We start from the raw sequence: 26109 nt of genomic DNA, 5'->3' as shown, positions 1-26109 counted from the left end.
ATTTAGTCCGGCTGGCCTTCAGCGACCTGGATGGTGAAGATGAAGGTAGCTCCGCCCACTACATCAGGCTTAGCATAGATCCTGCCGCCCATGAGGTCGACCAGCATTTTGCAGATGGACAGGCCGAGTCCGGTGCCGCCGAACTTGCGGTTGATGGTGGCACCGATCTGGGTGAACGGCTGGAACAGATATTTCATCTTGTCCGCCGGAATGCCAATGCCGGTATCTTCGATAATGAACTCCAGCTCCAGCAGCTTGTCTATGACCTGCCGGAGGCGGACATCCACCTTGACGCCGCCGGAATGCGTGAACTTGATGGCATTGCCGATCAGGTTATTCAGTACCTGCCGCAGACGGTTGGGGTCACCGATGAGCAGGGCAGGAATGTCAGGATCAATGGAGGTCTCCAGGGTCAGGCTGCGTTCCCTGGCCAGCGCCCGGAACAGATCAACGGTCTCCTTGAGGCAGGAGTGGAGATTGAAGAGCTCGTAATCCAGCTCCATTTTACCGGATTCGATCTTGGTGAAGTCCAGGATGTGTGTAATGACAGAGACAAGCGCGTGACCGCTGGTATGAATGATCTCGGCCATCTCCTGGTCGTCAGCGGACAGCTCGGAGGAACGAAGCACATCCGACATGGCAATAATCCCGTTCAGCGGGGTGCGGATCTCGTGGCTCATCATGGCGAGGAAGCCGCTCTTAATCCGCAAGGCTACCTCGGCGGTCTCCTTCAGCTCGGTCAGGATGCTGTTGGCGGTCTCCAGCTCCTGCGTTTTGAGCTGCAGCTCCTTGCGGGTCTGGTAGAGACGGACGAAGCCGTCAATCTTGCTTTTTAACACGGTCGGATGGAACGGCTTGGTCAGATAGTCAATCGCGCCGGCCGAGTAGGCCATCATATAATTCTCCAGTTCGGAGGTCAGCGAGGTTAAGAAAATAATAGGGATATCCCGTGATTTCTGACGCATCTTAATCCGCTTCGCCGTTTCAAACCCGTTCATGCCGGGCATGAGCACATCCATAATGATCAGGGCGAATTCCTGCTCCAGCAGGCATTTCAGAGCATCCATGCCGGTGAGGGCATGAACCAGCCGGTAGGGCGACTCCGCCAGCAAAGCCTGAACGGACAGGAACTCGTCTGCCCGGTCATCTACAACCAAAATATTAATCGGATACTCCATGCTGCCTCCTATTGAATCAACCATGATTTGAGCACTCTCACCAGCTGTGTGGTATTAATTGGTTTGGATATATAATCGCTCGCCCCAGCTTCGAGACATTTGACCCGGTCTTCCTCCAGGGCGCGGGCGGTCAGCGCGATAATGACAATCTGATCATAGCCCGGGTTACGCCGGATATGCTCCATCGTCTCGTAGCCGTCCATCTCCGGCATCATGATATCCATGAAGACCAGTTCAATGCCCGGGTGGGTCTCCAGATGCTCCAGGGCTTCTCTGCCATTCTGGGCAAAGCTGATCTCCATATTATAACCTTCCAGCACACTGGATAACGCAAAAATATTACGCATATCATCATCCACAAGCAAAATGCTTTTTCCGGCAAAAGCGGATTCCGGATTATGCAGGTTCTCAATTAAACGCTGCTTATCCAGAGGCAGGTCTGCATGCTTGCGGTGGAGGTACAGGGCTGTATCGTCATAGAGACGTTCCATTGAACGCACGTTCTTGATTACAATACTCTCGGCGTAGTGCTTAAGGCGCTGCTCATCTGTCTTGCTGAGATCCTTGCCTGTATAGATGATCACCGGCAGGGTCTGCAGCTTGCGGTTGGTCTTAACCTGCTCCAGCAGGTCGAAGCCGGAAATATCCGAGAGGCCCAGGTCCAGTACCATACAGTCAAAATGGTGGCTCGCCAGATGTTCCATTGCTTCTCTTCCGGTGCCGACGGCAATAATATTCACATCGGGATGGGCGATGAATTCGACAAGGCTGTTACGCAGAATCTGATTGTCTTCGACAATCAGCAGGCTCTTCACCGGACGGCGGATATAAGTCTCAATCTGGAGGAAGGCTGCCTCCAGCTCCGCATAATCATTCGGCTTCTTCCAGAAGGACAAAGCGCCCATCGACAGGCTCTGCTGGTTCTCTTCAGCTGTTGAGATGACATGCACAGGGATATGCCGCAGCTCCGGCCGGCTCTTCAGGCGGCTGATAATGGACCAGCCGTCCAGAACGGGAAGATGCAGATCCAGCAGGATCGCATCAGGCTTGTAGGCATGGGCCAGGGCAAGTCCCTGATCACCCTGGAAGGCGACGATGGCCTTGAAGCCCCGGCTGCGCGCCAGCTCCAGCAGCCGGGCGGCGAATTCGGCGTCCTCTTCAATGATCAGCAGGGTAATATCCCCGCTTAGCAGATTGCTCCGGTCATCATCCATCTCCGCATATTGCAGCAGCTTCGGATTGGAGATGGAAATGTCGGGCACGAAGGACTCGCGGAAGGCCGGATTCTCGCGGCGGATAGGCTCGGAAGCCGGAATCTCCGGAGAGGCTGCTGCTGAATAGGCTGCGGCAGCAAGGGTCTGGGCGTCCTCTCCCGGTTCCACAGCGGGAATGATCAGCGAGAAGGTGCTGCCCTTGCCCTCCACGGAATCCACCTCAATTCTTCCGCCTAGGAGTGTAGCCAGCTCCCGGCAGATCGTGAGGCCAAGGCCAGTGCCGCCGTATTTGCGGCTGGTGGTGCCGTCCGCCTGCTGGAAGGCCTCGAAGATGCTCTCCAGCTTAGAGGCGGCGATGCCGATACCGGTGTCGCTGACGGCGAAGACGACCTCTTCGCCGCTGGTGCGGATCGACAGGGAGATAGAGCCTTGCTCAGGTGTGAATTTGATAGCGTTGGATAACAGATTATTTAAGACCTGCTGCAATCTGTGACCGTCAGTCATCAGATAATCAGGCAGCCGGTTGTCGGAATGGACATCGAACCGCAGGTTCTTCTTCTTGGCCTGCTGCTCGAAATGGCGGTGGACATGTTTGCTGAGATCCTGCGGGGAGACCGGCTCGATGACAGGGGTCATTTTGCCGACCTCCAGCTTCGCCAGATCAAGAATCTCATCGATCAGCTGGAGGAGATCCTTGCCTGCCGAGAAGATCGTGTGGACGTATTCCAGCTGCTTCGCTTCCAGATTGCCGTCCTTGTTCTCAGCCAGAATCTGCGAGAGGATCAGCAGGCTGTTCAGCGGCGTGCGCAGCTCGTGGGAGACATTGGCCAGGAATTCCGATTTGTATTGTGCGGCCATGAAGATCTCCTGAGCCTGAGCCTGGATCTCCTCCTTCTGCTTCTCGGTAAGCTCGACTTGAAGCAGCAGCTGATCATGGGAGGCAGCCAGCTCCTCCTTCTGAATCAGCAGTTCATCGGCCTGAGTCTGCAAGGTATCAGTCTGGGCCAGAAGCTCCTCCGTCTGAGACTGAAGCTCTTCGGTCTGGGCCTGGAGCTGCTCCTTCTGCTCCAGTAATTCACTCGTCTGGGCCTGCAGCTCCTCGGCCTGATCTGCAATCTCGGACTTTTGCAGCTCCGTGATTTGCAGCTGCTTCTGCATATCGCGGTTCGCTGCAGAGATCTCATCGGCTTGGGCCTTGATCTCCATGGTTTGCCGGCGGGAAATCTCCATTTGATTCTGTAATTCCAAATTGGAGGCGTGCAGCTCCTCTGTCTGCTGCCGCAGTTCCTCGGTCTGGGCTTCAATCTCGTCTTTTTGGGCCTCAGTGAGCTTCATTTGCGTCTGGAGCTGCTCATTAGAGGTCAGCAGGCTCTCGGCCTGCACTTCCAGCTCTGTCTTCTGGTCATGTAATTGCTCGGTCTGCATACGGAGCTCCTCGGTCTGAGCCGCCAGTTCTTCGGTCTGGGCCTCAAGCTCCTGCGTCTGGGCCAGCAGTTCCTCGGTCTGAGCTTCCAGTTCATCCTTCTGCAGCTGTGTCTCATTCAGCAGTTCTTCAATTCTGGCGACATCCGCCAGCGTATTTATCAGCACGCCCATGTTCTGCCCGGTTCGTTCAATCAGCTGCATCTCCTTGGGGCTGAACGGGCTTAAGGCAGCCAGCTCCATGACAGCTACAACTTCCTGTTCATGCTTAATAGGAACGATAACCAGCGAGGAAGGCGCAGCTTCTCCCAGGCCGGAGCGGACCTTGATATAATTCTCCGGGAGATCCTCCAGAACGATCATCTGCTCATCCAGTGCGCATTGCCCGACCAGGCCGCTGCCCAGCGGTATGGACTCATGCTGCCCGGCGGTATCATCGAAGGCATAGCCGGCTGCGAAGTTCACCTGCCCCCCCTGCTTCAGATAGATAGCCCCGTAGCTTCCGCCGACAGCGGTAGCCAGCCTGCCGATGAACACACGTGAGGCAGTTTTCAGCTGGACAGAGCCCTGAAGCAGCAGCGCCATCTCTGACACCTGCGTATTAATCCAGGCTTGTTCCTCGGCTCTAAGCCGCAGCTCGCGCTCTTCGGCAGTTCTGTGATGAAGGTCAGACGCCAGCCCGAAAAAGGAAGCCGCCAGCTGCCCGAATTCATCCGTCCGCACAGTAGCCGCCGCCGCAGGGTTAAGACGGTCTGCGGCAATATCCTGCGAGATCTCCATAATGCGCTTCAGGCCGCGGTCTACATTCCGTCCGATACTGTAAAGAAGTCCGATACTGACCAGAATGCCGCCTGAACCTAACCCTGCTGCAATCAGGCGCGAGCCACCCTCCATAAAGAGGATTGATATAGTAATCATACTGCCTAGCAGCAGTATAGTAGCTGAAGTTGCTAACCAAACCTGTTGTTTTATTCTCATTGTTCGCCGCCTTTGTTCAGTTAGAATGTTAAGCTATATAATTATAGCTTTTATGGAGCTTCAGTGATATAGAAGACATGAAGAAAACACCGGAAACCTAAAATTTACAAGGCTTTCCGGAGGCAGCCCCACTTTTGCCTGGGGTTTCATGAAAACTTTGAAATCACCGCAATTTACTTAAAATTTTGCTTGTAAGCAGCGGGGAGAGCGTGTAAGATAACAGACATGCTTCATGAATAGATTTCATATAACAGATTCATATAACTCATATAATCTTGGGAATATGGCCCATAAGTTTCTACCGGATAGCCACTGTAATTATCCGACTATGAGTGAAATAGCGCATCTAGGGTTCCGTTTCTTGTGCTGCGGCACGGGGAGGCTGGTCCAAGCGATGCGGACACGTATATGTGTTACACCACCAAGGGACAAAAACCCAGAAGGACAGATTCACTTGAGAGAAGCACTCAGGGAATCTGTCCTTTTTTATTTCTAAGGAGGAAGATCCGCCGTAATGAAAGTATTGGAAGAACGTATTAGACAAGAAGGCTTAATTCTATCGGAGACTGTACTGAAAGTAGACTCATTTCTGAACCACCAGGTAGACACGGCGCTTGCGCTTGCGATCGGGAAGGAATTTGCAGCGGTCTTCGGGGACCGGCAGATCACCAAGGTGCTGACTGTGGAAGCCAGCGGCATCCAGTTCGCCATGGCGGCGGGCATTGCGCTGGGCGTGCCGTTCATCTATGCCAAGAAGAAGAAGGCAGTCACCTTGTCCGAAGCGGTATATTCGGCACCGGTTCACTCCTTCACCCGTCAGGAGGACTACCAGATCAGCATTTCGCAGAAATATCTCGGGCCGGACGATACCGTATTGATTGTCGATGATTTCCTCGCTACCGGTGCGGCACTTGTAGGGTTATGCGATATCGTAGCAGAGTCCGGGGCGCAGCTGGCCGGGGTCGGTTGTGTCATCGAGAAGAGCTTCCAGGAGGGACGCGGTCTGCTGGAGCAGCGCGGAGTTCCGGTGTATTCCCTGGCGCGGATTGCTTCCATGTCGCCGGGTGAGATTCATTTCATAGATAATGAAGGATTAATCAAGGAGCGTGCAGGATGTTAAGCAAACAGAAGATATTCGCCTTAGGGCTTCAGCATGTGCTGGCGATGTACGCCGGAGCGGTCATAGTACCGCTGGTTGTCGGGGGAGCGCTCAATTTGAACGGTACGCAGATGGCGTATCTGATTGCAGCGGATCTGTTCACCTGCGGACTGGCAACTCTGCTGCAGATTATGGGCAGCAAATATTTCGGAAGCGGGCTGCCGGTGGTTCTCGGCTGTACCTTCACGGCCGTTAGCCCGATTATCGCTATCGCTTCAGGCTCCAATCTGGCGACCGCTTATGGTGCAATCATTATCTCCGGGTTGTTCGTGGTGCTGGCAGCCCCGGTGTACGGGAAGCTGCTGAAGTTCTTCCCGACCGTGGTCACCGGCTCGGTAGTCACAATCATCGGACTGTCGCTGATTCCCGTCGCAATGAATAATGTGGCCGGCGGACAGGGAAGCGCCGACTTCGGGCAGCCCCGCAATCTGCTGCTGGCTCTGATTACTCTGCTCGTTATTCTGGCCGTGAACCGGCTGACTACAGGGTTCCTTCGCTCCGTATCCGTACTGGTAGGACTTGTAGTGGGTACTGTAATCGGCTATGCCATGGGCATCGTGCATTTCTCTACCGTGACCACAGCTTCGTGGGTTAGCGTCGCACAGCCGTTCTACTTCGGCTGGCCGCAGTTTAGCATCACCGCAATCTTCACAATGATTATCGTGAATATCGTGTCTATGGTCGAATCGACAGGGGTCTACTTTGCCGTTGGTAAGGCGACGGACCAGCAGGTGGAGCAGAAGCAGATCGTGAACGGCCTGCGTTCTGAGGGACTGGCCATCATGCTGGGCGGCCTGTTCAACGCCTTCCCGTACACCGCATTCTCCCAGAATGTCGGCTTGCTGTCGCTGACGCGGGTGAAGACGCGGAATGTTATTTTTGCGGCAGGCGGAATTATGGTCGTACTTGGGCTGCTGCCGAAGCTGGCGGCATTGACTACAGTTGTGCCGAATGCAGTGCTGGGCGGGGCGATGATCGTTATGTTCGGCTCGGTTGCTGCTTCCGGCATGTCGATTCTGTCCGATGTGGATCTGCGCAAGGACGGCAATCTGCTGATCGCCGCCTGCAGCATCGCGGTGGGCCTCGGCTCTGCGGTGCTTCCGTCCATGTTCGACCAGCTTCCCGAATTCGCCAGAATGTTATTGCAGAACGGAATCGTATCCGGATCGCTGACAGCGATCATTCTCAATATCTTCTTGTCGAAGACCCAGGAGAGTGCGGTTCCTGCAGCCGCCGCTCCGGAAACGAAGTAAAATATTCCATACACGTAACTCTAATCAGATGAACAGCCGATTCCGAAATAAATGGAACTCGGCTTTTTTTTTGCTTCAGATGAACGGAGCCTGTTGTATAATTTATACAATGACAACTAGAAGGGACTGGCAGAGGGTATGAGAAAGTATTGGCTGAGTATTCTCGGCAGTCTGGTGCTGGTGCTGATCGTTCCGCTGCTCTCGGTCCTCCAGACACATCAGATCAAGGGAGACAGGCCGCAGGCCGTGCAGGGAGTGATTGACCTTCGCTCTTGGGACTCCCGCCACGACGGAATTATGAAGCTGGATGGAGAGTGGGAGCTGTACCGCGATGTGCTGCTCTCGCCTGAGGATTTCCATCCGGTAAACGCAGGTAAGGAGGTTCCCGCCGCCTCTACGATGATTCAGGTTCCGGGGAAGTGGAACGATGATATCGCTGAACAGGGCGAGCGCAGAGCCAAAGGCTATGCTACCTACCGCCTTCAGGCGAAGATTACCCCAGGGGAACCCATGGTCTACGGCCTGCGCACCAGCAACATCCGCAGTGCAAGCAAAGTCTATCTGAACGGGCAGGAGATTGGGAGCAGCGGGACTCCGGCAGCCTCAGTCTCTGAGGGCAGACAGAATAACATGCCTTTTATGGGATTCGCCTCTGTAACCGGGGATACCCTGGAGATTATTGTGCAGGTGGCTAACTATAGCTACTCCTCAGGCGGGATCGTTCAGCCGATAGTGATCGGTAATCAGTCCGCTATTATGAAGCATAGGGAATTCTCCCTGTTTGTAGACGGGGCTGCGCTAATAGGATTCTTCGTGCTATCCCTCTTTCTGCTGATGTTCTCCAAGGTAAGGGAGAGCCGGGGGGTCACATTATACCTGGGATTGTTCTGCATAGCGGCCTTTGTCTACATTTTCACGCATGGCGAAAAGCTCATCCTGACGGCGCTGCCCGGCTTCCCTTACGAGATTATACTCAAGCTGCAGCTCGCGTCCTCTACACTGGTGTATTATTATCTGCTTCACTATGTCGCCAATTCAGTGAATTACCCGATGTCTATCGGGGTAATTAAGGCCTCCAGGCTGGTTACGGCATTCCTGCTGCTGATTGCTGCCTTCGTCCCGGCCTATCTGTTCAGCTATCTGGAGGTGCTGCTGCTGACCTGGGGCTCGGTAAGCCTGGGCTTCGTGCTCTACTCCATGGTCCAGGGCACCCGGAGAAATCCGAAGAATATGTTCCTGATGATGGTCAGTATCGAGAGCCTGAGCGTGGTTATTATCTATTATCTGGTCAGCTTCATGGGCCTGGGCTTCAGCTATTTCATCATCTCCTACGAGATTCTCCTGTTCGGATTTGTACAGGCAATTCTGATGACCCGGCAATACGCAGCCTCCTTCCAAGAGGTGGAACAGCTCTCACGCCGCCTTTTGTCGCTTGACGGATTGAAGGATGATTTCATCTCTGACACCTCGCAGGAGCTGCGGAGACCGCTGCAGGGGATTGTCAACATGGCCAAGGTGGTGGCGCAGGGTACGGCCGGCTCCATCAGCACTGCCCAGCAGGATCAGCTGCTCACGATTGTCTCCACCGGCAAGCGGCTTACAGCCTTGATCCATGATATGTCGGACTTCGCGAAGCTGAATCACGGCGCGCTCTTCCTCCGCCGGCAGGCCGTCGATCTCCGCATGGCAGCTTCCTCCATTATGGCTGTCACCCGTCAAGTGTATGGCAACAGCCAGCTGGAATTCCGGCTGAATCTGCCCGGGCAGCTTCCGCTGCTGGAGACGGATGAGCAGCGGCTTGCCCAGATCCTGCATAATTTATTGGCAAATGCAGTGAATTATACGCCCAGAGGCGTGATAACGCTGTCTGCTGAGGTTAAAGAAGAGTATGTTGCTATTATCATAACGGATACCGGTCAGGGCATCCCGCCTGAGCGTCTGCGTACGATCTTCGATGCAAATGATCCAAGCGGTCCTGCCGCGAGTAAGGTCTACCGGGAGAACGGGCTTGGCCTCAGTATTACCCAGAGACTGGTAGAGCTGACAGGCGGGGAGATTACGGTGCGTTCCGAGCTGGGGCACGGCTCGGTCTTCAGCTTCACCCAGCCGGTATTGCAGCGAAGCAATGCGCTGCTGGAGGAGGAATTCGGGGAGCTTCAGGGCTGGGAGACAGCGCCTTCGTACACGTTTCCCGGGGAAGAGCCTGTGCCGCCGCCGTCTGAGGACTGTTGCTCCATCCTTGTAGTGGATAATGATCCTGTTAATCTTCGCGTGCTGGTTGGTGTACTACAGCTGGAGAACCATTCAGTGATTACCGCCAGCAGCGGGGCTGAAGCGATTCAGATCATTCAGCAGCATCCTGAGCTTGATCTGGTAATTGCCGACTGGGTCATGCCGGAGATGCCCGGGCTTCTGCTCTGTAAGGCCATCCGTGAACGGTTCACCTTGTCTGAGCTGCCGATTCTGGTGCTCATGGCGAGCAGCCGGCCTGATGACATTCTTGCAGCCTTCGAGGCTGGAGCGAATGATTATCTGAGCAAGCCGGTGGAGGTGCGCGAATTCAAGGCGCGGATGCAGACCCTGCTGGATATGCGCAAGTCGATCCGTGTATCCGTCCAGTCAGAGATTGCTTTCCTGCAGGCGCAGATCAAACCGCATTTCTTATATAATGCGCTGAACGCGATTATCTCGGTCTGTCCGGAGGACCCGGATAAGGCCACAGAGCTGCTGCTGGACCTCAGCCAATATCTGCGGAGCAGCTTCGACTTCCAGAACCGGGGACAGACGGTTTCTATGGAGAAGGAGCTGGGACTGGTCAAATCATATCTGGCGCTGGAGCAGGCACGGTTCGATGAACGGCTGAATATCGAGTTCGATGTACCGGAGGATGTAATGGCGATGGTTCCGCCGCTGAGCATTCAGCCGATTGTGGAGAATGCTGTGAATCATGGCCTGATGCAGAAGGAGAGCGGAGGGACCGTAAGGCTGACCGTTGAGCTGCTGCCGGGCAGGCTCAAGGTAGCAGTCACGGATGACGGTGTAGGCATGACCCCGGAGAAGATTGCAGAGATCCTCTCGGAAGAGCGGACAGAGGGGGGCATCGGACTGCGCAATATTCAGAACCGTCTGCTGAAGATGTACGGAGCAGGCCTGAATATCGACAGTGCACCGGGAAGGGGAACTGCTATATCATATACCATCCCCACCTAAAGGCAGCTGAGAACGACGAAGAGGAGGTGAGTCCGGACGATGAAGGCCATATTGATTGATGATGAGAAACCAGCGCTGCAGCATCTGGAGCGGATGCTCCAGAAGGATGGGCGTCTTACGATTACCGGGAAATTCACCTCGGCACGCCTGGGGCTTGCGCATCTGGAACGGGAGAAGGCGGATATTGTATTCCTGGATATCGGGATGCCGGAGATGAACGGACTGGAAGCCGGTGAATACATTGCCGGGATGGACCGGAGTATCCGGATTGTCTATATCACCGCGTACAGTGAGTATGCCATCGAAGCCTTTGAGCTCAATGCTGCGGATTATTTACTGAAGCCGGTGACCTCCCAGCGGTTAAGCAAAACCCTTGAGCGTCTGGAGGTCGGCAAGGAGAGCGCTGAACTGAAGATGCTGCCTGCCCAGGCGTCAGCGGCGCCCGTTAAGGAGCTGTCCATCCTCTGCTTCCACCGCCTTGAATTCACAGACAGCACGGAGCCGGGGCGCAAAATGCAGTGGAGAACAAGCAAGGCGCAGGAGGTCTTCGCCCTGCTGCTGCATAACCGCGGCCAGTGGATACTCAAGGACACCATTGTGGACCTCGTCTGGCCCGATTTCAAGCCCGAGAAGGCCGTCACGAACCTGCATACCACGGTATACCATATCCGCAAGCTGCTGAAGGCCTGGGATATGGAGGTGCTCGTCGAATTCTCGCAGGAGCGGTACAGGCTGACCAAGGAGCAGGTTCTGCTGGATGTGGAGGAGTTCGAGCTGGGCTACGCCGGTACGCCAGTGGAGTCAGAGGAGGAATGGCTGCGCCGGGAAAAAATATTGAAGCTGTACCGTGGAGACTATCTGCAGGAGCATCATTACGACTGGGCAGAAATCCGGCGCAAGGAGCTGCAGGTCCGGTATATCCGCATGGCGCTGCATTCCGCCGAATATGAGCTGTCCTCCGGCCGTCCCCGGCTGGCGCTGGAGCGGCTGCTGGATCTGCAGGCAGCAGATCCTTATTCCGACCAGCTCTGCAGGCTGATTCTGCGAAGTTACGCCGACCTGGGGGATTTCATCGGGTTCAGGACACACTACGATAAGTACAAGGAGCTCTTGGAGAATGAGCTGGGTATCCGCCCCGACCAGGTTATGGACAGTTGGGTCCAGAAGGTATTGTAAGCCCGTAGCCGGCCACTGCAAAACTGCTTGTTGTCATTATTATTTATATGCTGTGGTATACATATTCAAGGCTGCGGGAGTTGAAACGAAAGCGTCATGACAGCGTATCAGAAGCATACGAATATTCAAGAGGAGATGGAGTGGGAATGGATAACGGGTTGAAGGTCATCCTGTTCGAGAAGCTGCCTGAAGGCGACCTGCAAATGATTGAAGAGCGTGTCTGGAGCATGAATATGGTCACGGCGCTTGAACATGTCAATTATATTGTCGTTGGCGGCCGCGAGTTCGAGGCGGTTGAGGGAAGGCTGAATGTGGATGAAGGGAAGCTGGAGCTTCTGCTGGTTCCCATGCGTACGGAAGGTTAAGAATGAATACCAGGAAAGGAGGTCCCAAGTTGGAAAAAGACGAAAGTGCTAAAGAGCCCGCAATCAGCAGGCTGTTCACGCCGGACGGCAAACCCGTCCGCGTATTATCCACCTCCCTCGGGATTGCGCTGCTGGCGAACGCATTATTCATTCCCGGCGGCGCAGGCGCAAGCGGCAACGGCGGCGAGGAGCCTAAGCTGGTCTCCTGGTCTACCGAGGAGGTTAAGCAATATTTCGATAAGAATGTAGACTGGAATATTCCATACCCGGAAGACCAGGAAGAGAAGGTTCAGGAAGGGCAGGGGGCAGTAACCTCCGGCGGTACGACGGTAATCAACAACTACGGCGGCTACAACTCGGGGTTCGGCTGGGATGATGTGCTTCTGTACCACATGCTCTTCAATAGCGGATCGTTCTATTCATCCAGAGGCTGGTACAATGACCGGCCTACTTATTATGGAGGTACACGCAATACCTATAAACCGCCCTCCTATAATAGCGGAAGATTCCAGAACAAGCCGGTGGCCGGCTCGGTGGTGAAGCCGAAGACCTCAACTTCATCCACCGGTTCCATTACCAGAAGGAATACCTCTTCCAAATCGGGCGGTATCGGCGGCACCTCCAGCGGATTGGGTTCGAGCAAATCCAAATCCGGCTCCAGTAAAAGCTCCGGCAAAAGCTCGGTGCGCTCCGGCAAGAGCGGGTTCGGCGGATGATCCAGGCGGAGCAGGCATTCGAATATATAGACCAGTCCGGTCTGGAACGTGCTCCCCGGGTAGAGCGGCTGCATGAGCTGGGCTTCACCTGGGCCGACTTGGAGGATGAGGAATACTGGCTGGACGCTGTGGCTGTGATGCGCAGTGAGACCTACCAGGAATTGAAGGAAGCCGCCGCAGCGCTATGGGCGATTCTGGATAAGGCCGTGCGTTATGTCCATCTGAGACATGACCTGTACGACCTCCTGGGGATTCCTCCGGTGCTGTGGCAGATGCTGGATGACTGTCCATTGCCGGAGCCGGGACTAATCAGCCGGTATGCCCGGTTCGATTTTGCTGTGGCCGGGGATGGTACGATTAAGCTGCTGGAGCTGAATGCGGATACTCCGACCGGTTATGTGGAAGCCTCCATTGCTACGCCGTGGATCTGCGCGGAAGCAGGCGTCGGAAGCGCGAATGCGGCCATGAAGCAGCAGCTTGCCGCAGCCTGGAGTGTAGAACGGCCCGACACGGTAGCCTGTGTGGATTATGGCAGCCACGAGGAAGACAGCGGAACGATTGAGGCGCTCGCTGCGCATAGCGGGCTGGATGTCCGTTGTGTGGATTGTCTGGATCTGTGGATTGATGAGGGCGTGGTCAAGGACGGGGAGAACCGGATCATAGAGCGGATGTTCGCGCTGTATCCGAAGGAGTGGATGGCCGTAGATGAAGGCGGCGAGGCTCTGGCCTATGCCATTGAGAGCGGGAAGCTCCAGCTGTTCAACGGACCGCATAGCATCATCCTCCAGTCCAAGGGGCTGATGGCTGCTGTCTGGGGAATGTATGAGCTTGGCCTGCTGTTCACGGAGCCGGAACGCGAGGCCATCTCCCGGTACATCCTGCCAACTTACAATAAGGCAGTCTTCTCAGAGAGCTTTGTATCCAAATCGGTATTCGGCCGCGAAGGCGGATCTGTACGGATCTTTGATGACAGCGGCGTGCTTGAGATCGAGGACGAGGAGGGCTACGACAGCAGCCAGCTATTCCCCGTGGTCTATCAGAAAAGGGCCGAAATGGCCCGGATCATGACGGCGGAGGGTGAGCTGCACCTGCTGACCGGCATGTTCGTCATTAACGGAACGCCCTGCGGGCTGCTTGGCCGGGCCGGCGGGCCGATTACAGGCAATGCCAGTCATTTTATCGCGCTAGGAGTGAGGGGGCTTGAAGATGTTCAAGGATAGAGAGGGGTATGCTGCCGGGCGCAGATCCCGGAGCGCCCTGCTGACTGCATTGCTGCTGCTGGCGGTTATGGTGCTGAGTGCATGTTCGGCGAATAGCGACAGTGTATTTCATACGGGTACGGACACAACGGATAACGTATCACGTGTACCGTGGGATTACCGGGTGGTGGAAGGCAAGGTTGGCGATCTGGTCGGCAGCGATATGACGATATTGCCGGATAATGAGCTGCTTCCCAACGACGGGAATTATGCTACAGGCGACACCGTCTGGACGCTTCAGTTCATGGACGCCGAGCTGGTGACGGATGCTGACCAGAAGAATGAGATCAAGCTGTCCGCCTGGACGACGCTTAAATCCTACGCCGACCAGAAGGCGGCCACGGAGGATCTGGCTAATCTCAAGGTATCTATCACAACGGATGTGGACCTGGTTGGCGTGTACAAGACGGAATACCAGAGCAAGACCAGAAATTTCGCAGTGCTGGAGCTGCCTTCCGGCAACCGGATCAAGCAGCCGATTGACGACAAGCGCTATGCCGCGCTGGAGAAGCAGAAGACAGCTTCTGTGGTGCTGGAGGAAGTACATGATTTCGCCGACTATGATTCGGCCTATGCGAAATTTCGGGGGTGGGCTAAATGACGATCGTAATTAATCTGGTGGTCAGTATTCTGACCATTGTTCTGCTTCAAGTGCTGGGTATGGTGATCTTCGCGCTCATGACTCCCTTCAAGGATATGGAGGAGCTGAAGAAGGGGAATGTGGCGGTAGCGCTGGCGTTCGGCGGCAAGTTCCTGGCGACGGCGGTCATTCTTGGAGTAGCGGCTTATACCAATACCTCCATCTGGTTCATGATGCTCTGGTTCGCGGTGGGCTATGTCTGCCTGATCGCTTCTTACTGGATCTTCGAGCTGTTCACACCCGGCTTCCGGATTTCAGAGCAGCTGGAGAAGGGGAATGTGGCGGTCGGCGTCATGCTCTGCATGGTGTTCATCGGGACGGCCTTCGCAGTCAGCAGTCTGATTATTTAGTTTTGGCAGGCGGCCGGCAGTTGTGCCCCGCAAGGGACTAGACGCAGGCTGCTGCCCGCCGGCTCAATTCAACCGGGAGGCAGGGATGAGCGTTGCATTTTCTAATCCAATTATCCGGCAAGCTGCTTCATCTGAAGAAGAAGTCCATTGCTTTTATTATTCTGGCCTTCATTCTTCTAAGTGCAACCATCGCCTTCCTGCTGGAGCCGGACACGTTTCATAGCTGGTTCAACGCCTTTTATTGGGTGATGACCACCATGGCTACTGTAGGGTATGGCGATTACTTCGCCGCTACCGTTACCGGCAAAGTATTTACGATTTTCTTATATATCTTTGGCATTGGTCTGCTCAGTCTGGTGATCGGCAAGATTATCGATGCCATGGGCGAGATGCAGCGCAGGAGAGGAGCCGGAACGTTGACCTTTCACGGACAACATCATGTGGTGCTGATTAACTGGAACCGCAAGACACAGGCGGCAGTAGATGAGATTCTGTGTTACGACAGGGAATGCAAAGTGGTCATTATCGATGAGAACGGACGGCATCCGCTGGAAGCCATGGAGCAGGTCCACTTCATCAGCGGCGATGCTGCAAGCGATGACATTCTGCTGAAGGCAAATATCGGGAGCGCCAGAGCAGCGATTGTGTTCAGCGACACCCGTATCGACGAAGCTTCCTTGAGCGACGGCAAGTCGCTGCTGATTGCTTCCAGCATTGAGCGGATTGCCCCGCAGGTACATACAACCGTAGAGATTATGCAGGAAAAGAACATTCAGAACTTCAAGCATGTGCAGGTGAACGAGTTCGTGCTCTCCCATGATGCGATCTCCAGACTGGCCGTCCGCTCTGCCCTGCAGGAGGGCAATTCTGAGGTGATCACCCAGCTTCTCAGCCGTGAGCACGGGGATGATATCTATGAAATTCCCCGCCGCCGCGGCTGGACAACCTATGGTGAGGCCTTTCAGGACCTGCTGCGCGAGGGGGCGACCCTGCTGTCCGACCGCGGTGATCTGGGCATTAACCGTAAGCTGGACCAGCCGATTCCGGCAGATGCCAGACTCTACATCGTCGCCGATGAGGCCACGTACCGGAGAATTAAAGAGAGCTAGAGATAATACCTAAGCATTCATAAGAGCTGTTCCGGTCGTTAAGACTAGGAGTGGCTCTTTTTTTTGGAGAAAAAGGAGAAATATGTGATGCTGACACATAATGTTCGAAGAAACAGTAAATAATGTGACAATAATTACCGTTATATTAGTATGGATCAATTGGTAGTTGTCATTTAAGGATGTGATCGATTGGAAAGCAGATATAAGAAGGCTGCTGTTCTGGGGATGTCGCTGCTCCTGCTAACCTCCTGCGGCGGCAATCAGGCCGGCCCGGCGCCATCTTCTCCCGTCTATACTCCGGCGGTCTCTCCCGCAGGGACTACCCGGCCGGATGAAGCGCCTCAGCTTGAGCCTACACGGGAACAGCAGGAATTATTCCATTTCATAAATACGCAGCTTACAGGCCCCGACGGGGTATATACGAATCTGAAGGAGACCTCTGAAGCGGCAGAGGTAGCTACCGGCCATGAGATTCTGAGCGAGTCCGCTTCTCTCCTGATGGAGACGGCAGTCCGGACCCGCAATCAGGAGCTGTTTGACCGGCAGTGGGAGACGGCCCGCAGAACCTTCGATATGGAGGGCGGTTTCAGCTACCGCTACAGTCCCAAGCAGCAGAAGCGTTATCCCGTGAATGCAGCGGTGGATGACCTGCGCATGATCGGAGCTTTATATGAGGCGGGGCAGGCATTTAACCAGCCGGAATATACCAGAGAAGCCGATAAATATGGAGAACGGTTCTATAAAAACAATGCTAAAAAAGGTTACATTTATGACATCTATGACAATTATTTGAAAGTGGTCAACGGATTCGTAACTTTGTGTTATATTGATCTGAGTGTATTGCAGAAATTGTCGATATCTAGCGAATTACAAAAGAATTTGTTGAAGAATATGAGCGGTATTTTGGAGGAGGGATATTTGTCCGATTCTTTTCCATTCTATGAGACCCGCTTCGATTACCAGAGTGGACAGTACAGCTCCGAAGGCATCAACTCGGTAGAATCTCTGCTGACTATTCTTCATCTGGCAGAGACCGGCCGCCAAAAGCCGGCAAGCATCAGCTTCATCAAAGCTCAGGTCGCAGCGGGAACCTTATTCGGACAATATACACGTGAGGGCAAGCCGGCTAATGATATCCGTTCAACAGCGGTCTATGCACTCACAGCCATGATTGGAGCCGTGCTGGAGGATGGTGAGCTCTATCGGTCCAGTATAGAACGGATGAATGAATTCAGAGTGACAGATCCTTCAAGTCCGCTATACGGCGGCTTTGGTGATCCTGCCTCCGGGCAGGCATATTCTTTTGATAACCTGATGGCACTGCTGGCTTACTCCTATAAGGCTCCATAATATAACCAAAAGGGGAATCGGAATGATAGACAACCTAGAGCTTACATCGACCCGGCCCGGTATCACGTTAGCTGGCTTTCGGATTACTCCGGCATTTGCCGCCGCGTTCTGCGTGCTGCTGGTGACGGCTATTTCGCTGTTTACCTCCCCTTATATCGGCATGGCGGATAACGGAGACTTTTACCGGATTATATATAGCAACGGCCTGTATTTCAACGCTCCGGACTATGACAGCCAGTACTTCGGCTATTTCGTGAAGCAGTTCGGAATCTTTCAATATTTCAACGAGAACAGCACGATGGTGGTCTCCTCCCAGTCCCTGTTCATCAAGCTGGCAATCTTCGTCAACAAGCTGTTTTTCAGCCGCGAGGTCTTCGATATCCGCTTCCAGGCTGCAATCTACACCGTGCTGTATGTTGCCGCAGTCTACTTGCTGGTTGAAGCGATCACGGTGAAAATGTCACCTAAGCGGGGTATGGCAGTCGCGGCGCTTGCGGTGTTCATTTTCGGGGATACAGGCTATACCAACTATTTCAGCTCCTTCTTCGGCGAGAGCCTGGTGATGGTGACCATGATTCTGGTGTTCGCCTCCTGGCTGTTGCTGTACCGGAAGAGATATAACGATTATGCCATGCTGGCGATCCTGTTGATCAGCACCCTGATCCTGACTACCTCCAAGCAGCAGAATGCTCCGGTGGGGATGGTGATTTCCCTGCTCTCGATTCCGCTGGTGCTGATCCGCCGGGACAAGCTGTTCCGCTGGGTTACACTGCTGTCGGCCGGTCTGATGATGTTCGCCGGAATTGCGACGTATCTTAATATCTCCAAAGAGTTCGTGAATATTAACCAGTACCATGCGATGACGCGCGGGGTGCTGATGGAATCCAAGAATCCGGAGATCGCCCTTGATTCCTTCGGGATCAATGAACAGTACGCGATTCTCAAAGAGAATACGTACTATGACCAATACGGGACGGTGGATGTGAAATCCGAGCTGCTGGATAAAAATTTCTACAGCCGTTACGGCTTTGTCTCCATTCTGACCTATTATGCTTCGCACCCGAATGAGCTGGGCTCGATTCTGGACACGGCTGCTGAGAGTGCTTATAAAATTAAGCCGGCGGCTATGGGGAACTATGAACAGTCCGCAGGTAAGGAGTTCCGGGCGCAGAGCCATTTCTTCAGCTTGTACAGCACGCTTAAGGAGAAGCTGGCCCCCCGTCCCTTCGCCTTCATTCTTCTCTGGATGGCCGTAACAATAGGGGTCTATATGCCATCGTTCGCCCGGTCTGTCCGCACCCGGGATTTCCGGGGCATGCAGCGTCTGCTGGTGATTCTGGCTACGATGCTGGTCGGACTGTCAGGTATTGTAGTCTCCATTATCGGTGCGGGTGACGCGGATATTGCCAAGCATGAATTCCTGTTCACTCTAGCCTTCGATCTGATTATCTTCCAGACGGCTGCCAGCGTAATCGGCCGTGGAATCTCTTCACGCCGATCGGTGCCGTCTGCACCGTCTGCACGGCCGCTCAAGGAATATCCGGCACTGAATAAAGGGGTGGGCATGTGAGACGCAGAGGGATCGTCATTCTGCTGTTCCTTGTATTGACGGCTGAGCTGCTGCCCTCTGCCGGGCCGGCATCCGCTGCCGCTTCTCCGGCTCCGGCGCAGCGGATTCTGCTGCTGTTCGACAGCCTGGCGAAGAATACAGGCCAGGAGGGGAATGTGGCCGAGCTGCAGCGGCTGCTTGCCGCTTACAGCGCACAGGTCACGCTGAAGCCTATTTCCTCTTATGCGCCTGGCGGCATGAAGGGCTATTCCGGCGTGATCACTGTAATTAACAATGATGAGCTTGAGGTTACGAATCAAGCCTACCTTCAGGAGGCAGCCGGGTATAAGGGGGCTATGCTGCATGTTGGATATAGACCGCCTTCCCGGATGCAGCAGACGCTGCGGCTGAAGACCGGGGTATGGCATAGAGCGGGCGCAAGCCTCTCCATCGGCGGCTTCACCGGCATTCCGCTGGAGGCCGAAGGGATGCCCTATATAACCGCTTCGGCCGCAGGGCGTTCTTATGGAACGTGGTCCTCATCAGACGGGGGGGCACAAGTGCCGTTTGCGGTAAGCAGCGGCCGCTCCGCCTACCTGCCTTATCTGAAGCAGGGCGATTTCACAGCCATAGCAGCGGCCTATGTGCTGAAGGATTGGCTGCACTATACCGCGCAGCCGCAAATGTATCTGGTCATCAAGGAGATCTATCCCTTCTCGGATCTGAATCTGCTGGAGCAACTGGCTGAACGCCTCTATACAAGCGGTATTCCCTTCATCGCGAGTGTCCGTCCGGTATTCGCAAATACCGATTTCCCCGCCATGAAGCGGTATCTGGAGGCGCTCAGAGCCGTCCAGTCCCGCAACGGCAGCATCATTGTCAATGCCCCTGCGGTCAGACCGCCGATCAATTCGAATGACCGGTCGCTGCGCGGGAAGATGAATCAGTTCATTAATGTGCTGGCAGAGGGGGGCGTGGCACCGCTCGGCGTTGCTGCCGAGAGCTACTGGACGTATGACAAGGAGTATTCTGCCGCAGGCATGGGGTTCTTCAATTCGGCGGTGCTTTTCCCGGATGGAGAGACTCACTATATGGAACAGACTGACACTTCAGTGGCCTTCTCTTCCTCTCTGTACAGTCTGCCTCCGGAGCTGCTGCAGGGGATTGGCAGAACAGGCAAGGCGATGCCGGAGCTTCCGCTGAATACGGCGGTAACGCTGGATCTGCCGGAGGATGAGCGCGGACTGGAGGAACTTCTGCAGAATATGAATGCGGAATGGTATACCTTCGCAGACTATAAGCAGGAGGTCCATACGGTCCGCACCGATAAGCACACCCTTGAGTCTGCTGACGGGGTGATCCGTATGGATGGCAACATACTGGATGTCGATTATACCCCGCAGAAGGTCGCCGTTGATTTCCAGTACAAGGAGAAGCAGGCGACGAGCTTCAACCGGCTGTTCAGCGTGCAGAATCAATTCTTCATCATCGTGATCCTGGCTGCACTGCTCTTGTTCGGCGGGCTGCTCACTATCGGCTACAGGCTGTACCGCAGGAAATATTTGAACAAGTAATCCCGGAAAAATATAGCGAGTTTAGGAGAATACTATGACGATCTCAGACGTATTGATGGTGATCGCGGTCATCTGTATCTGGTCCCTGCTGCTGGTGAATGTAATGCTGATTATAGCGGGCTATCTGTACTACATTCAAACGGAAAACGAACCGGTGCCGGAGATTACCGGGGAGCATCCCATGGTGACGATTATGGTTCCTGCTCACAATGAGGGGGTTGTCATCAGTAAAACCGTGGAATCCCTGCTGGCACTGGATTACCCGCATGACCGCTATGAGATTATCGTCATCAACGATAATTCGTCAGACAACAGCGCCGAGCTGCTGGCTGCTATCCAGGAGCGGAATCCGCAGCGCAAGCTGATCATTATCAATACGGACGCCGTCACAGGCGGCAAAGGGAAATCCAATGCGCTGAACATCGGCTTCACCCGCAGCAGCGGGGAGCTGATTGCGATCTATGATGCCGACAATACGCCGGAGCGCACGGCGCTGAAATATCTGGTGGCAGAGATTATGAATGATGCCTCCCTGGGGGCGGTCATCGGCAAGTTCAGAACCCGCAACCGGGATGCCAGCCTGCTGACCCGGTTCATTAATATCGAGACGCTGTCCTTCCAGTGGATGGCGCAGGCGGGGCGCTGGAAGCTGTTCAAGCTCTGCACGATTCCGGGAACGAACTTCATTATGCGCCGGAGCATTGTCGAGAGCATCGGCGGCTGGGATGTGAAGGCGATTGCCGAGGATACGGAAATCAGCTTCCGCATCTATATGATGGGCTACCGGATCAAATTCCAGCCGAAGTCGGTCACCTGGGAGCAGGAGCCGCAGACGGTGAAGGTATGGTTCAAGCAGCGGACACGCTGGGCGAAGGGTAACATCTATGTCATTGTGAAGAACCTTCCGCTCCTCATCGACCGGAAGGCGGCGAAGATCCGCTTCGATATTCTGTATTATGTCTCCATCTACTTCCTGCTGCTGATCTCGCTGGTCACCTCGGATATTCTGCTTGTGCTGCATGCCATGGGGTATGTACATACGACCATCGCCGGACTCAGCAGCTTCCTGTGGCTGCTCGCCATTGTGCTCTTCGTGGTGGGGATCTTCGTTACCCTGACCACAGAGAAGGGCGAGATGAGCCTGTCGAACCTGTGGATCATTCTGCTGATGTACGTCTCGTATTGCCAGCTCTGGATGGTAGTGGCCGCTTACGGGCTGTACAACTATTTCAAAGACGTTATTTTCAAACGGGAAGCCAAGTGGTACAAAACCGAGCGTTACTAGTGCGCCGGAGGTCCAGAAATAAGATATACAGGAGATACGGAACATGATGAAAAAACAGATCCTAACAGTGCTGCTCTGCCTCTCCCTCTTCCTGGTTCAAATCCCTGCGGCGCAGGCGGCGGTGCTTCCCGGTGAAGCCGGAGCAACGTATGAGACGCTGTTCACCAGCGATGTCTCGCTGAGGGGCTCAAGCTCCCAGCAGCAGTTCTTCACAGTGATGGATTACTGGAATGTAGATAAGGTGACGATCAATCTGCAATTCCAGACCTCACAGATCAGTGAGGATAAGCTGTCGAGCGTAACACTGTCGCTGAACGGTATTCCGTTCTATTCCTTCCGGCCGTCCCTGGACAATAACGGGCAGCAGAGCCTTAGCGTGGAAGCGCCCAAAGGGTTCCTGACGAAGGGCAGCAATACGCTGCGGATACAGGGGAGCTTAAGAACCACGACGGGCGGCTATGAGCTGTGTAATATCGATGATATGCAGGACAGCTGGCTGCATCTGTTCAACACCTCGAACATTGCTGTGAATTATACGCCGAAGCCCATTACTGGAGGCATTCAGGATTTCAGTGCCAGATTCTCAGGAATGGATACGGTAAAAAATGAGCAAAGCCTGCTCGCCGTGCCGCAGAACGCCAGCGGGGCAGAGCTGGAGAGCGCTGCCTACGCCCTCTCGGGATTCGCTAAAGGCAACACATTGAACGACAGAACCATTCCGCTGCTGCCTTACCGCGAGGATACCGTCAAGGACAAGAGTGCAGTAGTGCTGGTAGCTACGTATGATCATCTGCCTGAACGAGTGAAGAAGCTGGTAAGTACGGCGGACGATCTCGGCACCCATGCGGTCATTCAGCTGGTCAATAAGGATTCCCTGCCTACGCTGGTCGTGACCTCCAAGGACGAGAGCCTGCTGATCAAGGCCGGACGGCTGATGGCAAGCCGGGAGCTGATGAGCCAGCTCCGCAAGGATCTGAAGGTTGTTACTAATGCTACCGATGTAGTCAACCCTGCGCCGGCCATCAGCTCGAACATTACGTTCACGGAGACGGGGGACAAGCTCACCGGGCCGAATCATCAGGAGCAGACGTATTTCGTCTCTCTGCCGTCCAACCGCTCCATTGCGGATGACGGCAGAATCAGCCTGGATTTCCGGTATGCGGCGAATCTGGACTTCAACCGTTCCCTGGTGACGGTGAGCATCAATAATACGCCCATCGGCAGCAAGAAGCTGACGAAGGAGCTGGCGAACGGCGATGTGCTGAATCTGAGTGTGCCCCAGAGCCTGAATATCTCCGGCAATTTCACTGTGACGGTGGCCTTCGATCTGGAGCTTGCGAGCATGCTCTGTACACCGAATAAAGAGGAGATGCCTTGGGCCTATATCAGCAAGGAATCACTGATGCGCCTGAACACGAAGGACCGCACTGACCTTTTGCTGAGCAATTACCCTTATCCGTTCCTGCGGGACGGCATCTTCAACCGTGTGGCGGTGGTGCTGCCGAAGGAGAAGGATGATTACACCTACCGGAGCCTCGGGAATGTCTTCAATATGCTCGGGCAGTTTGCCGGAGGAAATACCGGTGATGTCCACTTTTACAGCGATAATGCCGCAGCGGATAACCTGAAGGACAACAATATTATTGCGATCGGGAGCTATAAGAATAATAAGGTAATCCGTGACAACAACGGCAAGCTCTTCTTCAAGTATAACAAAGACGGTCTGGCCTTCCTCTCCAATGAGAAAATGGCCCTGGATGAGCAGTACGGAGCCGCCATCGGCACGCTCCAGCTCCTGGAATCCCCTTACGAGAGCGGACGGGGCCTGCTTGCGGTGACTGCGGTCAGCTCCGAGAGCTACTTCGTAGTCTCCAAGCTGATCGGGAGCGAGAAGGACAGGTGGAGGGTGTACGGTGACGGCGTTGTAGCGGATAAGGACGGCACGGTAAATGCCTACCGCTTCAAGACAGTCTCCGGCGCTGCGCCGGACTCTCTGGTCTCGCGGGTGATGGAGCGCAGTGATGTGCTGGGCTTCGTGACCGCAGCGGTGATGATCGTGACGCTGGTGGTCGTGGCGCTGATTCTGATGCTGCGCAAACATAAGAAGAAACGTGGTGATCAAGCGTGAGACGTAACCGCAGCAGTCTAACCTCGGACTTAGGCTTCCTGGCCTTTCTGGTCCTGATCTTCGCCTGCATCGTATATATTGCGGGCTCACCGGATAACTACGTTCAGAACATTATTATTCTAAATGTATCGTTCATCCTGGCGCTGGTCACGTATTTCACCACGGTCACGGCGGGCCTGACGCTGAATCTGGCGTTTGTCTTCGGCTACGGCTTCTTCGTGGTCTATCAGACGGTCTCCCAAGGCGCATCGATCGGTGTAGAGACGTATTTCTGGCTGATTATGACTCCGTTGCTTACGGTGGTGCTGTGGGTCTTCACCTCAAGCACCCGCGAGCTGCAGGCGGAGAATGAACGGCTGCTGAAGCGCACGAATAATCTGGCTGCGGTGGACGAGAATACGGATCTGCGCAACAGCATTTCTTTTCAGAAGGATGCCAGCCTGTTCACTGGAATCTCAGTCCGTTATAAAATCCCGCTGACGCTGCTTGTGGTGAAGGTGAAGTACTGGAATGAGATCCGCCGCCTGATCCCGGAGGAGCAGCTGTCTGAGGCGATCTACGATGTCTCCCAGCTCAGCCAGTCGAGCATCCGTACCAATGACGCGCTGTATCTGCTGGACAAGGAGGATGCAACCTGGGGCCTCTTGCTCTTCACGGACCGGGAAGGGGCCAAGATTGTCATTGAGCGGATTAAACAGCGGTTGCAGGAATTAAATGACTCGGAGTTCTCCGGCAAGTACAAGGTTACCCTGGGGCTGAAGATCGGTGCAGTGGAATATGCGGCGGACACCATCGAGAATCCGCTCGATTTCATTGTCCAGGCCAAAAAGGAACTGGAATACGATGTATAATGAGTGGGAGCAGGAAATCCTGCAACCAATCTGACAGGAGGACTGGACGATGGATTTGGGTCTTGAGGGGAAATCGGTGTTCGTTGCGGCGGCAAGCAAGGGGCTGGGTCTGGCGACCGCCCTGGAGTATGCCCGTGAAGGGGCGCGGGTGACGATTGCGAGCCGGAGCCTGCCGCAGCTGGAGAAGGCGCGGCAGGTGATCCGTGAGGCTACGGGGCAGAGGATCGCCGTAGCCGAGCTGGATGTGACCCGCCCGGAGGAGATTGCCCGGGCGGTGCGGATAGCCGCCGAATTCGGCGGCGGCCTGGAGGTGCTGGTCACGAACGCCGGCGGGCCTCCGGGCGGCAGCTTCGGGGATATGGCCGACGCTGACTGGAGCGGCGGCTTCGAGCTTACGCTGATGAGCGCGGTCCGCCTGATCCGCGAGGCGCTGCCGTATATGCGCAGCGCAGGGGGAGGGCGGATCGTCAGCATCAGCTCGGTCTCGATCAAGCAGCCCATCGCGGGGCTGATTCTCTCGAATGTGTTCCGCGCAGGCGTGAGCGCGCTGAACAAGAGCCTGGCTACAGAGCTTGCCCCGGAGGGCATCCTGATCAACAGCCTGGCCCCCGGACGGATCGGCACAGACCGGATCCTCCAGCTTGACGGCAAGCGGGCGGACGCGCAGGGCATCCCGCTTGCACAGATTCAGGAGGAAGCGCTGAAGGCGATTCCGCTGGGAAGAACCGGCACGCCGGAGGAGTTCGGCAAGGCGGCAGTATTCCTCGGTTCTTTTGCCAATACGTATATTACCGGACAGTCCCTGCTGATCGACGGCGGAATGGTGAAATCGCTCTAGGACAGGCTCTTGACTCAGCGGCTCATTTCACGTATGATAGTATGGCGTGTAAAAATCGGAAGATTTACGCATCTCCCTTTGTCTAACCGGATTTTTTAAATAGACCAAGAGATGGCTTTAATACTTCTTCATTAGTTGTATTAGTACGGAAAGGAGGTTACTACAATGAAACAAGGCATACACCCTAAGTTCAACCAGGTTATTTTCTTCGATGCTAGCGTAGGCTACAAATTCCTTAGCTCATCCACCAAATCATCCGGTGAAACTATGGAATGGGAAGACGGCAACTCTTACCCGGTGATCCGTGTAGACTCCAGCTCTGCATCCCACCCGTTCTACACAGGTAAACAAAGAGATACTGAAACTGGCGGCCGCGTTGACAAGTTCAAACAACGTCTCGCTCAGAAGAAATAATGGTATTCCTATAGAGGATATTCCCGCATCCATGCAGATGGTGAAGGAGTATCCTCTTTGTTTTGCTTACTTTTGTCAGAATGATTCATTT

The 26109-nt window shown here is 54.7% G+C and carries 20 protein-coding genes and 1 riboswitch; of the genes, 18 read left to right on the top strand and 2 right to left on the bottom strand.

What is annotated here, in order from left to right; all coding sequences use genetic code 11:
- Positions 1 to 2 precede the first annotated feature (2 nt).
- Together NSS83_RS18075 and NSS83_RS18070 are read right to left on the bottom strand one after the other, a co-directional pair.
- Entirely contained in the window at positions 3 to 1178 is a 1176-nt protein-coding gene (locus NSS83_RS18075) for an ATP-binding protein (protein WP_341346190.1), read from the bottom strand.
- Positions 1179 to 1186: 8 nt separating this feature from the next.
- A complete protein-coding gene (locus tag NSS83_RS18070) occupies positions 1187 to 4792 on the bottom strand; it encodes a response regulator (RefSeq protein WP_341346189.1) in 3606 nt (1201 codons plus the stop codon).
- A 245-nt stretch (positions 4793 to 5037) separates the two neighbouring features.
- Positions 5038 to 5141: riboswitch (purine riboswitch) on the top strand.
- A 165-nt stretch (positions 5142 to 5306) separates the two neighbouring features.
- On the opposite strand from NSS83_RS18070, the gene NSS83_RS18065 reads away from it, so the two are divergent.
- The 18 genes from NSS83_RS18065 (at position 5307) to NSS83_RS17980 (ending at position 26018) form a co-directional block, all read left to right on the top strand.
- On the top strand, positions 5307 to 5912 hold the full coding sequence (locus tag NSS83_RS18065) for a xanthine phosphoribosyltransferase (protein WP_209868713.1): 606 nt from the start codon (positions 5307 to 5309) through the stop codon (positions 5910 to 5912).
- A complete protein-coding gene (locus NSS83_RS18060) occupies positions 5906 to 7204 on the top strand; it encodes a nucleobase:cation symporter-2 family protein (protein WP_341015911.1) in 1299 nt (432 codons plus the stop codon). Before NSS83_RS18065 ends, NSS83_RS18060 begins: the two co-directional genes overlap by 7 nt.
- Positions 7205 to 7342: 138 nt before the next feature.
- Positions 7343 to 10414: an ATP-binding protein gene (locus NSS83_RS18055; RefSeq protein ID WP_341346188.1), complete on the top strand. Its 3072-nt coding sequence runs from the start codon at positions 7343 to 7345 to the stop codon at positions 10412 to 10414.
- Between the two features lie 39 nt (positions 10415 to 10453).
- Positions 10454 to 11590: a response regulator gene (locus NSS83_RS18050; protein ID WP_341015914.1), complete on the top strand. Its 1137-nt coding sequence runs from the start codon at positions 10454 to 10456 to the stop codon at positions 11588 to 11590.
- Between the two features lie 146 nt (positions 11591 to 11736).
- Complete coding sequence (locus NSS83_RS18045; protein WP_036691939.1) at positions 11737 to 11955, top strand: hypothetical protein; 219 nt, start codon at positions 11737 to 11739, stop codon at positions 11953 to 11955.
- Between the two features lie 29 nt (positions 11956 to 11984).
- Complete coding sequence (locus NSS83_RS18040) at positions 11985 to 12671, top strand: hypothetical protein (RefSeq protein WP_341346187.1); 687 nt, start codon at positions 11985 to 11987, stop codon at positions 12669 to 12671.
- The gene (locus NSS83_RS18035; RefSeq protein WP_341015917.1) at positions 12668 to 13891 is read left to right on the top strand and encodes a glutathionylspermidine synthase family protein; all 1224 of its coding nucleotides are present in this window, start codon (positions 12668 to 12670) and stop codon (positions 13889 to 13891) included. The genes NSS83_RS18040 and NSS83_RS18035 overlap by 4 nt, the downstream gene beginning before the upstream one ends.
- Positions 13878 to 14531 (top strand): signal peptide protein, encoded by a 654-nt coding sequence (locus NSS83_RS18030; RefSeq protein WP_341346186.1) that lies wholly within the window; start codon positions 13878 to 13880, stop codon positions 14529 to 14531. The genes NSS83_RS18035 and NSS83_RS18030 overlap by 14 nt, the downstream gene beginning before the upstream one ends.
- Complete coding sequence (locus NSS83_RS18025) at positions 14528 to 14920, top strand: DUF350 domain-containing protein (protein WP_036691943.1); 393 nt, start codon at positions 14528 to 14530, stop codon at positions 14918 to 14920. The genes NSS83_RS18030 and NSS83_RS18025 overlap by 4 nt, the downstream gene beginning before the upstream one ends.
- A 92-nt stretch (positions 14921 to 15012) precedes the next feature.
- Positions 15013 to 16029: an ion channel gene (locus NSS83_RS18020; RefSeq protein ID WP_341015920.1), complete on the top strand. Its 1017-nt coding sequence runs from the start codon at positions 15013 to 15015 to the stop codon at positions 16027 to 16029.
- A gap of 189 nt (positions 16030 to 16218) precedes the next feature.
- Positions 16219 to 17379 carry a hypothetical protein gene (locus NSS83_RS18015; protein ID WP_341183443.1) on the top strand — a complete coding sequence of 387 codons (1161 nt, stop codon included), beginning with the start codon at positions 16219 to 16221 and terminating at the stop codon, positions 17377 to 17379.
- Between the two features lie 22 nt (positions 17380 to 17401).
- Positions 17402 to 18949, top strand: a complete 1548-nt coding sequence (locus NSS83_RS18010) for a hypothetical protein (protein WP_341015922.1) — start codon at positions 17402 to 17404, stop codon at positions 18947 to 18949.
- On the top strand, positions 18946 to 20502 hold the full coding sequence (locus NSS83_RS18005) for a hypothetical protein (protein ID WP_341346185.1): 1557 nt from the start codon (positions 18946 to 18948) through the stop codon (positions 20500 to 20502). The genes NSS83_RS18010 and NSS83_RS18005 overlap by 4 nt, the downstream gene beginning before the upstream one ends.
- 34 nt (positions 20503 to 20536) lie before the next feature.
- Positions 20537 to 21787, top strand: a complete 1251-nt coding sequence (locus NSS83_RS18000; RefSeq protein ID WP_341015925.1) for a glycosyltransferase — start codon at positions 20537 to 20539, stop codon at positions 21785 to 21787.
- Positions 21788 to 21830: 43 nt separating this feature from the next.
- Positions 21831 to 23915 carry a cellulose biosynthesis cyclic di-GMP-binding regulatory protein BcsB gene (locus NSS83_RS17995; RefSeq protein WP_341346184.1) on the top strand — a complete coding sequence of 695 codons (2085 nt, stop codon included), beginning with the start codon at positions 21831 to 21833 and terminating at the stop codon, positions 23913 to 23915.
- Positions 23912 to 24766: a diguanylate cyclase gene (locus tag NSS83_RS17990; RefSeq protein ID WP_076081509.1), complete on the top strand. Its 855-nt coding sequence runs from the start codon at positions 23912 to 23914 to the stop codon at positions 24764 to 24766. The genes NSS83_RS17995 and NSS83_RS17990 overlap by 4 nt, the downstream gene beginning before the upstream one ends.
- Before the next feature lie 49 nt (positions 24767 to 24815).
- Positions 24816 to 25604 carry an SDR family oxidoreductase gene (locus tag NSS83_RS17985; protein WP_341346183.1) on the top strand — a complete coding sequence of 263 codons (789 nt, stop codon included), beginning with the start codon at positions 24816 to 24818 and terminating at the stop codon, positions 25602 to 25604.
- A 165-nt stretch (positions 25605 to 25769) separates the two neighbouring features.
- Complete coding sequence (locus tag NSS83_RS17980; protein ID WP_036722727.1) at positions 25770 to 26018, top strand: type B 50S ribosomal protein L31; 249 nt, start codon at positions 25770 to 25772, stop codon at positions 26016 to 26018.
- The last annotated feature ends 91 nt before the right edge of the window (positions 26019 to 26109 follow it).

This window comes from Paenibacillus sp. FSL H3-0469 (assembly GCF_038051945.1).
Classification (GTDB): Bacteria; Bacillota; Bacilli; order Paenibacillales; family Paenibacillaceae; genus Paenibacillus_AQ.
Note: the sequence above shows the minus strand (reverse complement) of the source record. Positions and strands in the feature narration are given on the sequence as shown.

Bases quoted from the DNA above. Each gene is read 5' to 3' on its own strand.
- NSS83_RS18055 (WP_341346188.1), top strand. From the start codon at position 7,343: ATGAGAAAGTATTGGCTGAGTATTCTCGGCAGTCTGGTGCTGGTGCTG.
- NSS83_RS18070 (WP_341346189.1), bottom strand. From the start codon at position 4,792: ATGAGAATAAAACAACAGGTTTGGTTAGCAACTTCAGCTACTATACTG.
- NSS83_RS17985 (WP_341346183.1), top strand. From the start codon at position 24,816: ATGGATTTGGGTCTTGAGGGGAAATCGGTGTTCGTTGCGGCGGCAAGC.
- NSS83_RS17980 (WP_036722727.1), top strand. From the start codon at position 25,770: ATGAAACAAGGCATACACCCTAAGTTCAACCAGGTTATTTTCTTCGAT.
- NSS83_RS18030 (WP_341346186.1), top strand. From the start codon at position 13,878: ATGTTCAAGGATAGAGAGGGGTATGCTGCCGGGCGCAGATCCCGGAGC.
- NSS83_RS18025 (WP_036691943.1), top strand. From the start codon at position 14,528: ATGACGATCGTAATTAATCTGGTGGTCAGTATTCTGACCATTGTTCTG.
- NSS83_RS18065 (WP_209868713.1), top strand. From the start codon at position 5,307: ATGAAAGTATTGGAAGAACGTATTAGACAAGAAGGCTTAATTCTATCG.
- NSS83_RS18035 (WP_341015917.1), top strand. From the start codon at position 12,668: ATGATCCAGGCGGAGCAGGCATTCGAATATATAGACCAGTCCGGTCTG.
- NSS83_RS18050 (WP_341015914.1), top strand. From the start codon at position 10,454: ATGAAGGCCATATTGATTGATGATGAGAAACCAGCGCTGCAGCATCTG.
- NSS83_RS17995 (WP_341346184.1), top strand. From the start codon at position 21,831: ATGATGAAAAAACAGATCCTAACAGTGCTGCTCTGCCTCTCCCTCTTC.
- NSS83_RS18000 (WP_341015925.1), top strand. From the start codon at position 20,537: ATGACGATCTCAGACGTATTGATGGTGATCGCGGTCATCTGTATCTGG.
- NSS83_RS18045 (WP_036691939.1), top strand. From the start codon at position 11,737: ATGGATAACGGGTTGAAGGTCATCCTGTTCGAGAAGCTGCCTGAAGGC.
- NSS83_RS18060 (WP_341015911.1), top strand. From the start codon at position 5,906: ATGTTAAGCAAACAGAAGATATTCGCCTTAGGGCTTCAGCATGTGCTG.
- NSS83_RS18075 (WP_341346190.1), bottom strand. From the start codon at position 1,178: ATGGAGTATCCGATTAATATTTTGGTTGTAGATGACCGGGCAGACGAG.
- NSS83_RS18010 (WP_341015922.1), top strand. From the start codon at position 17,402: ATGATAGACAACCTAGAGCTTACATCGACCCGGCCCGGTATCACGTTA.